Below are 9,635 nucleotides of genomic sequence, written 5' to 3' on the forward strand. Positions count from 1 at the left end.
CACCATGGTCCGCCCACCTCACCCCGGCCGGGAAGGCATGGAGGCCGGCGGCGCGTGGCTCCCGGCGGCCACCGACACGGCGGTACCGGCGCGGCCCGGGGTTTCGCACAGTCCTATCGAAGCGTGATGCTATGAAGTGAGCCGGGCGAACCACCGGCTGCTGCCACGAGAAACAGGTGAACGTCCGGTGAGCATGCGTCTGGACCCTCGGAACTGGGCGAGTTGGAAGCCCTTCGGCATCGGCGAGCGCAAACCCAACAACTACCTGGAGCTGTGGAAGGCATTCCGTTCGGTCAGGGGCAACCGGCGTTACGCCTGGCGCATCCTCAACCAGGGCACCTGTGACGGCTGCGCGCTCGGCACCAAGGGCATGCGCGACTGGACCATGGACGAGATCCACCTGTGCAACATCAGGCTGCGCCTGCTCAAGCTCAACACCATGCCGCCGCTGGACATCTCGCTGCTGTCGGACGTCTCGGGCCTGGCCGGTCGGCGCAGCGCCGAGCTGCGCGACCTCGGCCGCCTGCCGCATCCGATGCTGCGCCGCCGGGGCGAGCCGGGCTTCACCCGGGTGAGCTGGGACGAGGCGCTGGACCTGACCGCCTCCCACTTGCACGGCGGCACCCGGCTCGGGGCGTACCTCACCAGCCGGGGCGTGCCGAACGAGAACTACTACGCCGCGCAGAAGGCCGTGCGGGCGCTCGGCACGAACTCCATCGACAACGCGGCGCGCATCTGCCACTCCCCCTCGACCGTCGCGCTGAAGCAGAGCATCGGCGCCGCCGCGACCACCTGCTCCTACAGCGACTGGATCGGCTCGGACCTGATCGTCTTCATCGGTTCGAACCCGTCCAACAACCAGCCGGTCGCGATGAAGTACCTGTACCACGCCAAGAAGGCCGGCACCCGCATCGCGATGGTCAACTCCTACCGCGAGCCCGGCATGGAGCGCTACTGGGTGCCGTCCAACGCGGAGTCCGCGATGTTCGGCACCAAGATCACCGACCACTTCTTCGGCGTGAACGTCGGCGGGGACATCGGCTTCCTCAACGGCGTGCTCAAGCACCTCATCGAGGACGACCGGCTGGACAAGGCGTTCATCGACGCGCACACCTCCGGGTTCGAGGAGGTCCGGCGGGCGGTGGCCGGGCAGTCGTGGGAGTCGCTGGAGGCGCTGAGCGGGGCCTCGCGAGAGCAGATGGGCGAGCTGGCCCGGCTGCTCGGCGAGGCGCGCTCGGCGGTGCTGGTGTGGTCGATGGGCATCACCCAGCACACCTACGGTGAGGACAACGTCCGCGCCATCGTGAACCTCGCCCTGGCCCGGGGGTTCGTCGGCCGCGACCACTGCGGGCTGATGCCGATCCGCGGGCACAGCGGCGTGCAGGGCGGCGCCGAGATGGGCGCCTACGCCACCGGTCTGCCCGGCGGCCTGCCGATCACCCCGGAGAACACCGCGCGGTTCGCCGGCATGTGGGGGTTCCACGTGCCGTCCGCGCCGGGGCTGACCGCGACCGACATGATCGACGCCGCGCACCGGCGCGAGCTGGACGTCCTCGTCTCCTCCGGCGGCAACTTCCTGGAGGTGCTGCCCGACCCGGCCTACTGCCGCGAGGCCCTGTCGCGCCTGCCGCTGCGCGTCCACATCGACATCGTGCTCTCCAGCCAGATGCTGGTGGAGTCCGAGGGCGACGTGCTGCTGCTGCCGGCGCAGACCAGGTACGAGATGGCGGGCGGGGTGACCGAGACCTCCACCGAACGCCGCGTCATCTTCTCCCCCGAGGTGGAGGGGCCGCGCATCGGCGAGGCGTGGCCGGAGTGGAAGATCTTCACCGAGCTCGCGGCCCGGGCGCGGCCCGAGCTGGGCGACAAGATCCGCTACCCGGGCGGCACGCCGCAGATCAGGCAGGAGATCGAGGAGGCCGTGCCGTTCTACGCCGGCATCGCGGGCCTTGCGAAGTTCGGCGACAACGTGCAGTACGGCGGGCGGCACCTGTGCCCGGACGGCCGTTTCCCCACCGCCGACGGCCGCGGCCGCTTCGCCCCGGTCGCCCTCCCCGAGCTGGAGCGGCCGGACGGGGCGTTCATGGTGGCCACGCGGCGCGGCAAGCAGTTCAACAGCATGGTCCACGAGCGCAGGGACGGCTTCAACGGCGCCACCCGCGAGGCCGTGCTGATCAGCCCGTACGACGCCGACCGGCTCGGGCTGCCCGACGGCGCCGAGGTGGAGCTGCGCGGGGCGGCGGGCACGTTCACCGGCAGGGTGCTGCGCGCGCCGCTCACCCCGGGCAACCTGCAGATCCATTGGCCGGAGGGCAACGTCCTGCTGGACCCGGTGCGCCGCTCCCCCGACGCCCGCATCCCCGACTACAACGCCGTCGTCACCCTGCGGAAGACCGCCTCATGACCACCACCGGCCCCGGCCGCCGCCCGCCCGGCGCCCCGCCCCGCACCGCGGCCGAGCCACCCGGCACCCGGGGGGCTCGGCCGGCCGGCGGCGAGGCCGGCCCGGTCGTGGAGGACCGGTGGCTCGGTCCGCTGGAGTCGGGCGCCGCCGTACGGCCGGGGCCGACGCGCAGGGCGCGGGTGCGCGAGGTGTCCGCCACGGGCGTGCGCGACCGGCGCGACGACCTGGCGACCGAGGAGCCGCTGGAGATCCGCCTCAGCGCGGGGGGCCACACCCGCACCCTGGCGATCACCATGCGCACCCCGGGCGCCGACTTCGAGCTCGCGGCGGGCTTCCTGTCCGGCGAGGGCATCGCGGGCCCGGACGAGATCGCGTCCATCGCCTACTGCACCGACGAGGACCTGCCACCGGAGGCCCGCTACAACACCGTGACGGTGCGCCTGCACGGCGACACCCTGCCCGACTCACCCGCCCTGCACCGGCATTTCGTGACATCGAGCGCCTGCGGGGTCTGCGGCACCGCCAGCCTCGACGCCCTCCGCACCCGGCGGACCACCCTCGGCCGGGTGGCTCCGCCGGCCCTCCCGCCGGTCCCCGCCGAGGTGCTCTACACGCTGCCGGACCGGCTGCGCGCGGCCCAGGGCGTGTTCGGCAAGACCGGCGGACTGCACGCCGCCGGGCTGTTCACCGCCGACGGGTCGCTGCTGGCCGTCCGCGAGGACGTCGGCCGGCACAACGCCGTGGACAAGCTCGTCGGCTGGGCCCTGCTGTCCGGACGGCTGCCACTCGCCGCGAACCTCCTGCTGGTCAGCGGCCGCACGAGCTACGAGATCATGCAGAAGGCCCTCGCCGCCGGCATCCCCATGGTCTGCGGCGTCTCCGCCCCCTCCTCCCTGGCCGTCGACCTGGCCAGGGAGTTCGGCCTCACCCTCGTCGGCTTCCTCCGTGGCGAACGCTTCAACATCTACGCCACCCCCGACCGCGTGATCACCTGAGGCCGCGTGAGCATCCGCTACCGCTCGCCGTCTCCCCTGCGCTTCGCCGCCCGTCGCCGGGACGGGCGGCGAAGCGCAGGCGGTCAGCCGGTGTTCTGGAGGCCGGCGGCCACGCCGTTGACGCTGAGCAGCAGGAGGGTCTCCAGGCGGCCGCGGTCGTGGTCGGACAGATCACCCTCGGCGCGCAGGGCGGCGAGGGCACGCAACTGCAGGTGGGACAGCGCGTCGACGTACGGGTCGCGAAGCTGGACCGCACGCGACAGCACGCGCCTGCTCTCCAGCAGCCACGCGTGGCCGGTCACCGCGAGCACCAGCTCGCGGGTCAGGTCGTACTCTGCCAGCACCTGCTCGGCGAAGTCGGAGCGCCCGCCGAGCGCGAGGTAGCGGGCGGCGATCTGCCGGTCGGTCTTGGCCAGCGACATCTCGGCGTTGTCGATCAGCGAGGCGAACAGCGGCCACTCGCGGTAGGCCCGGCGCAGCTCTTCCAGGCCCGGCCCCGGCACGGCCTCGTCCGGCCCGCCGTCGGCGGCAGGCTGCGGGTCGGTGGCGGCGAGCAGGCCGCTGCCCAGGCCGTACCAGCCGGGGAGGTTGACCCGGGTCTGCGCCCAGGAGAAGACCCACGGGATCGCCCGCAGGTCGTCCAGCGACCGCGGCGCGCCGAGGCCCCGGCGGGCCGGGCGGGAGCCCAGACGCAGCGAGCCGAGCTCTTCCAGCGGGCTGACCAGGCCGAACCACTCCGGGAACCCGGGCGCCTCGGTCAGCGAACGGTACGCGCGCTCGCTGGCGGTGGCGACCCGCTCGGCCAGCAGGCGGTAGCGGGCGGCGGCGTCGGCCGCGCGGGACTCCACCGAGGGGGTGGAGGCGAGGAGCACGGCGTTGGTGACCTGCTCGATGTGCCGCAGGGCGATGGCCGGGTGCCCGTAACGGGCGAAGATGACCTCGCCCTGCTCGGTGACCTTGAACCGCCCGGCGACCGACCCCGGCGCCTGCGCCAGCACGGCGCGGCCGGCGGGGCCGCCGCCGCGGCCGAGGGCGCCGCCCCGGCCGTGGAACAGCGTCAGCCGGATGTCGTTGGCCGCCGCCCAGGCGGCGAGCTCGGCCTGCGCGTCGTACAGCTTGAGGGTCGCGGCGGCCGGGCCGAGCTCCTTGGCGGAGTCGGAGTAGCCGAGCATGACCTCAAGGCGGCGGCCGGAGGCGTCCAGGCGCTTCTGGACGGCGGGCAGCGCCAGCATGCCGGTGAGCACGGCGGCGGAGTTCGCGAGGTCCTCGCCGGACTCGAACAGCGGCACGACGTCCAGCACGGGGGCCCGGCCGCCCAGGGCGTGCTCGGCCAGCTCGTACACCGCGGCGATGTCATCGGCCGACCGGGTGAAGGACACGACGTACCGCGAGCACGCCCGGACGCCGAAGCGCTCCTGAATCCAGGCGATCATGCGGATGGTGGCCAGGACCTCCTCGGTGCGCTCGGAGGTCGCGCCGGCCCTGATCTCGGCGAGCGCCGTGGCGTGGACCTGCGAGTGCTGGCGGACCTCCAGCTCGGCGAGGTGGAACCCGAAGGTCTCGACCTGCCAGATGAGGTGCTGGATCTCGCCGTACGCCTGGCGGACCGCGCCGGCCTCGACCATGGACGCCTGGCACAGGCGCAGGTCGTCGAGCAGGTCGTCGGGCGAGCGGTAGGCGAGGTCGAGGTCGCGGCGGCGGGTGGCGGCGATGCGCGCGGCCACGAACAGCAGCCACTGGCGGTGCGGCTCCTGCGGAGACCGGGTGGCGAGCTCGGAGGCCAGCTCGGGGTGGTCGTCCTGCGCGGCGGCCAGCGCCTCGCGCAGCGCCTTGCCGGGCCGGCTGATGTCGGCCCAGAGGGTGAGGGTGCGCCCGATGCGGGTGGTGGCGTTCTCCAGCGCGGTCAGCACGTGCTCGGCCTGGATGAGCACGGCCTCGCGGGTCACCCGGGCGGTGACGTTGGGATTGCCGTCACGGTCGCCGCCGATCCAGCTCCCGTAGCGGATGTAGGCCCTGGCCTGCGGCGCGCGCCTGCCGCCGTCCTCGGCGAGCGCGGAGTCGAGCGCCCGGTAGATGCGCGGGACGGTGCGGAACAGGGTCTCGTCGAAGGCCGCCATGGCCGTGCGGACCTCGTCCAGCGGGTCGAGCTTGGTGTGCCGCAACTGGGCGGTGCGCCACAGCAGGTCGATCTCCTCCAGCATCCGCCGGTGGGCCTCCTGCCGTTCGTAGGAGCCCCGGTCGGGCGCGTTGTACTCGGCGAGCTGGGCGCTGATGCGCTGGATGGCGGTGGCGACCGCGCGGCGGCGCGCCTCGGTCGGGTGCGCCGTCAGCACCGGCCGGAACTCCAGCTCGGCGATCACGCGGGCCAGCTCGCCGTCGCCGAGCTCGTTCTTCAGCTCCTTGACGGCCTGGGCGAGCGACTCGGGAAGCGGCGCCTCGCCGGTGTCGCGTGAGCGCAGGATGCGGATGCGGTAGTGCTCCTCGGCGAGGTTGACCAGGTGGAAGTAGCAGGTGAAGGCGCGTGCCACCTCGACGGCCCGGTCGATGGGCCACTCGGCGACCATCGCGGCCACCTCGTCGACGGACAGCTCGCGCCTGCGGGCGGCGATCACCGCCTTGCGCAGCCGTTCGACGTCGGCGAGGAGGTCGGGCCCGCCGTTCTCGGCGATGACCCGGCCCAGCGACTCACCCAGCATGCGCACGTCCGCGCGCAGCTCGTCGGGCATCTCGGAGACGGCGCTGCGGCGTTCGACGGGAGAACGCTCAGCCTGCTGTGATGCGTTGGCGGCCATACCACGAAGAGTATCCAGTGACTCCGGAGCGCTGGATACCAGTCTCATCCATTGGACTAGACCAGTGGTTGCGCAGCGGTTTCCCGCGCCGGACGCCCGGGTGAACGCGCCGTCCCCGTGGCCCGGCCGGGGCGGCAGGATCAGGACGGGCGGGAGACGGCGGCGAGCAGGTCGGGGAGGCGGGCGTAGCCGATCGTGGCGGCCAGCCGGCGGCCGCCGTACGCCACCGCGAGGCCGTAGGGCACGGCCACCACCGACAGCCAGGTCACCCCCATGAGGACCGGGATCACCACCGGTGCCGCGAGCAGGGCCGTGGCGAGCATGGCGCCGAACGACCCGGCGACGGCCACCCCGCCCTGTCCCGGCGCCGCGCTGGTGAAGGCGTTGACCCGCTGGGGATAGGTGTACGGCGTGATCACGCTGGTCACGGCGCCCACGCCGAGCGCGATCGGCAGCGCCCCGGCCGCGGTGAGCAGCGCGGGGACCGCCCAGACGAGGTCGCCGGCGACCAGCGCCCCGGCGACCGCCAGCACGGCGATCGCCGGACCCGCGGCCAGCGAGATCGCCAGGTGCCGGGCGGCGAGGTCGGTGCGCAGGTCGCGCGGGGCGGAGTACACGACCGCGTTCATCCACAGCGCGCGGCCGTCGATGCCGAAGACGTTGACGCCCTGCAGCCCCAGCATGAGCGCCGTCAGGCAGGCCACGGCGATGGCGAGCGACGCGCCGGACAGGCCGCCGGGGCCGGAGCTCAGGGAGAACAGCAGCACGGTCGAGACGCCGACCGCCGACAGCCACCCCATGCGCCCCCGTGGCTCGCGGCGCAGGTACTTGAGCTCCTTGGCCACGACCGCGCCGAACGGCCCGCCGGGGAGCAGGCGGTCGAAGCGGCTGCGGCCCACCGACGCCGCCTCGGTGGAGGAGTCGGCCCGCACGAGCGTCCTGCGCAGCACCGCGACCCACACGGCGGCGAGGACGATCACCAGCACGCCGACCGCCGCGAGCTCGGCGAGGCCCAGGAGTCCTCCGCCGGCGATGGCGTGCGCGGCCATCCCGGGCGGGCTCCAGCGCACCAGGGCGGCCAGGCCCGCCAGCAGTTCGAGCGGCGGCCCGGCGACCCCCCGGTTGATCACCAGGTTCGGGACCTGGCTGAGCAGCACGACGAAGACGACGCCGATGGCGAGCAGGTCGCGGCCGCGCCGGCTGCGCAGCAGGCGGGACAGCGCGGTCGTGACGGTACGGGAGGCGACCAGGCAGAACGCCAGGTGCAGCGGCACGGCGACCAGCCCGATCAGCAGCCCCGAGACGTCACGCGCCAGGCCGGCGACCGCGCCGAGCAGGACGATCAGGGAGGCCAGCGGCCACGGGCCGGTGGCCGAGGCGGCGAACATGCCGACGGCCATCTGGCGGGCGGTCAGCGGGAACAGCACCAGCCGCGCGGGGTCCAGCGTCTCGTCCACCCCGAAGACCAGCAGCGGGCCGACCACCCAGATCAGCGCGATCACAGTGAAGATCACCATGCCCGCGTCCACCGCCACGTCCTGGGGGGCGAACCTCAGCAGGGCGATCAGCGCGAACCCGCCGAGGGCGACGGCGGCCGCCGCGATCAGCGTGAACACGAAACCGATCTGCCGCATGGCGTCGCCGCGCAGGTTGCCGGCGATCAGCCGCAGCTTCAGCCGCACGAAGAGCCAGGCCATGGCGTCCTTTCTCACGATTCACGCGCGCGCTGAAGGCGCCGGCGCGCTCCTTCAGGCGCCGGGGGAGCCGAGCCAGGACAGGCCCTGCTCGCCGGTCGCGCGGGCGCCGACCAGGTGGAGCAGCGCCTCGTTCAGGGTCTGGCCGCCGCGGACCTCGCTCAGCGGGCCCTGCGCGACGATGCGGCCGAGGTTCATCACCGACACCCAGTCGCACAGCCGCTCGACCAGTTCCATCACGTGGCTGGAGAAGACGACGGTCGAGCCGGAGGAGGTGTAGCGCCGCAGCACCTCCACCAGGGTGTTCGCGCTGATCGGGTCGACGCCCTCGAACGGCTCGTCCAGGAAGAGCACCCGCGGGTTGTGCAGCAGCGCGGCGGCCAGGCCGATCTTCTTGCGCATGCCGGTGGAGTAGTCGACCACCAGTTTGTCGGCCGAGCTCACCAGGTCCATGACCGTGAGCAGTTCCTCGGACCGGCGGGCCACCTCGTCCTTGGGGATGCCTCTGAGCCGGCCGTTGTACATGAGCAGCTCGCGTCCCGACAGCCGTTCGAACAGCCGCAGGCCCTCGGGGAGCACGCCGATGTGGGCCTTGACCGCGACCGGGTCGCGCCAGACGTCCGACCCGCCGACCTCGGCGGAGCCGGCGTCCGGCAGCAGCAGCCCGGTGATCATGCTGAGGGTGGTGGTCTTCCCCGCGCCGTTCGGCCCGACCAGCCCGGCGAAGCTTCCGGCCGGTACGACCAGGTCGACGCCGGCCACCGCGACCTGGCGCCCGAACCGCTTGTACAGCCCCCGCGTGCGGACCGCCTCGGCCGGGGCGGGGGCACCCTCGGTGACGGACGGGCCGTCACGCTCCGCGAAATCGGTCATTCCGTCACTCTAACCGCGCGTACCGCGCGGCTCGCGGATCCGACGCGGTAATCCACCGGCCGGATCCGGGTGAACGCGCGGGTGTGAAGGAGGATTAACCTACCGGCATGAGCGCTGATCCGGTTTCCCACGTCTCCGGCCTCGACCCGCACACCACCGCGGGGAAGATCGCCGACCTGGAGCGACGCCTGCACGAGGCCGCCCACGCCGGTTCGGCGCGTGCCGTGGAGAAGCAGCACGCCAAGGGGAAGATGACCGCGCGCGAGCGGCTGGTCGCCTTCCTGGACGAGGGCTCGTTCGTGGAGTTCGACGAGCTGGCCCGCCACCGGGCCTCCGCCTTCGGGCTGGAGCGCGAGCGCCCGTACGGCGACGGCGTGGTGACGGGGTACGGCACCGTGGCGGGGCGTCCGGTCGCGGTCTTCGCCCAGGACTTCACCGTCTTCGGCGGCTCGCTCGGCGAGGTCTTCGGCGAGAAGATCGTCAAGGTGATGGACCACGCGGTGAAGACCGGGTGCCCGATCGTCGGCATCAACGACTCCGGCGGCGCCCGCATCCAGGAGGGCGTCGTCTCGCTCGGCCTCTACGCGGAGATCTTCAAGCGGAACGTGCACGCCTCCGGTGTGATCCCGCAGATCTCGCTCATCATGGGGCCGTGCGCGGGCGGCGCGGTGTACTCCCCGGCGCTGACCGACTTCGTGCTCATGGTGCGGGAGAAGTCGCACATGTTCATCACCGGTCCGGACGTCATCAAGACGGTGACCGGCGAGGAGGTCACGTTCGAGGAGCTCGGCGGCGCGCACACCCACAACTCCCGGTCGGGCGTGGCGCACTACGAGGCCGCCGACGAGAACGACTGCCTCGATTTCGCCCGCGCGCT

5 protein-coding genes and 1 pseudogene are annotated in these 9,635 nt (G+C 73.1%); 3 read left to right on the forward strand and 3 right to left on the reverse strand.

Annotation, left to right across the window (positions count from 1 at the left end; all coding sequences use genetic code 11):
• Positions 1 to 193: 193 nt before the first annotated feature.
• Both IEY93_RS02845 and fdhD read left to right on the forward strand, forming a co-directional pair.
• Positions 194 to 2,404, forward strand: coding sequence for an FdhF/YdeP family oxidoreductase (locus tag IEY93_RS02845; protein ID WP_189161392.1), 2,211 nt, complete (start codon positions 194 to 196; stop codon positions 2,402 to 2,404).
• Positions 2,401 to 3,399 carry a formate dehydrogenase accessory sulfurtransferase FdhD gene (gene fdhD / locus IEY93_RS02850; RefSeq protein WP_189161339.1) on the forward strand — a complete coding sequence of 333 codons (999 nt, stop codon included), beginning with the start codon at positions 2,401 to 2,403 and terminating at the stop codon, positions 3,397 to 3,399. Before IEY93_RS02845 ends, fdhD begins: the two co-directional genes overlap by 4 nt.
• An 83-nt stretch (positions 3,400 to 3,482) precedes the next feature.
• On the opposite strand, the gene IEY93_RS02855 is transcribed toward fdhD, so the two are convergent.
• The 3 genes from IEY93_RS02855 to IEY93_RS02865 all read right to left on the reverse strand — a co-directional run bounded on the left by IEY93_RS02855 (position 3,483) and on the right by IEY93_RS02865 (position 8,758).
• Positions 3,483 to 6,191 carry a phosphoenolpyruvate carboxylase gene (locus tag IEY93_RS02855; RefSeq protein WP_189161340.1) on the reverse strand — a complete coding sequence of 903 codons (2,709 nt, stop codon included), beginning with the start codon at positions 6,189 to 6,191 and terminating at the stop codon, positions 3,483 to 3,485.
• A 140-nt stretch (positions 6,192 to 6,331) separates the two neighbouring features.
• Complete coding sequence (locus IEY93_RS02860; protein WP_189161341.1) at positions 6,332 to 7,888, reverse strand: hypothetical protein; 1,557 nt, start codon at positions 7,886 to 7,888, stop codon at positions 6,332 to 6,334.
• Positions 7,889 to 7,939: 51 nt separating this feature from the next.
• Positions 7,940 to 8,758, reverse strand: coding sequence for an ABC transporter ATP-binding protein (locus tag IEY93_RS02865; RefSeq protein WP_189161342.1), 819 nt, complete (start codon positions 8,756 to 8,758; stop codon positions 7,940 to 7,942).
• Between the two features lie 107 nt (positions 8,759 to 8,865).
• On the opposite strand from IEY93_RS02865, the pseudogene IEY93_RS37755 reads away from it, so the two are divergent.
• Positions 8,866 to 9,635: pseudogene (locus IEY93_RS37755) on the forward strand (acyl-CoA carboxylase subunit beta); the annotation flags it as partial.

It is taken from the genome of Sphaerisporangium melleum (assembly GCF_014646695.1).
Lineage (GTDB): Bacteria > Actinomycetota > Actinomycetes > Streptosporangiales > Streptosporangiaceae > Sphaerisporangium > Sphaerisporangium melleum.

Excerpts from the sequence above, each read along its gene's own strand:
- IEY93_RS02860 (WP_189161341.1), bottom strand. The coding sequence starts at position 7,888 with ATGGCCTGGCTCTTCGTGCGGCTGAAGCTGCGGCTGATCGCCGGCAAC.
- fdhD (WP_189161339.1), top strand. The coding sequence starts at position 2,401 with ATGACCACCACCGGCCCCGGCCGCCGCCCGCCCGGCGCCCCGCCCCGC.
- IEY93_RS02865 (WP_189161342.1), bottom strand. The coding sequence starts at position 8,758 with ATGACCGATTTCGCGGAGCGTGACGGCCCGTCCGTCACCGAGGGTGCC.
- IEY93_RS02855 (WP_189161340.1), bottom strand. The coding sequence starts at position 6,191 with ATGGCCGCCAACGCATCACAGCAGGCTGAGCGTTCTCCCGTCGAACGC.
- IEY93_RS02845 (WP_189161392.1), top strand. The coding sequence starts at position 194 with ATGCGTCTGGACCCTCGGAACTGGGCGAGTTGGAAGCCCTTCGGCATC.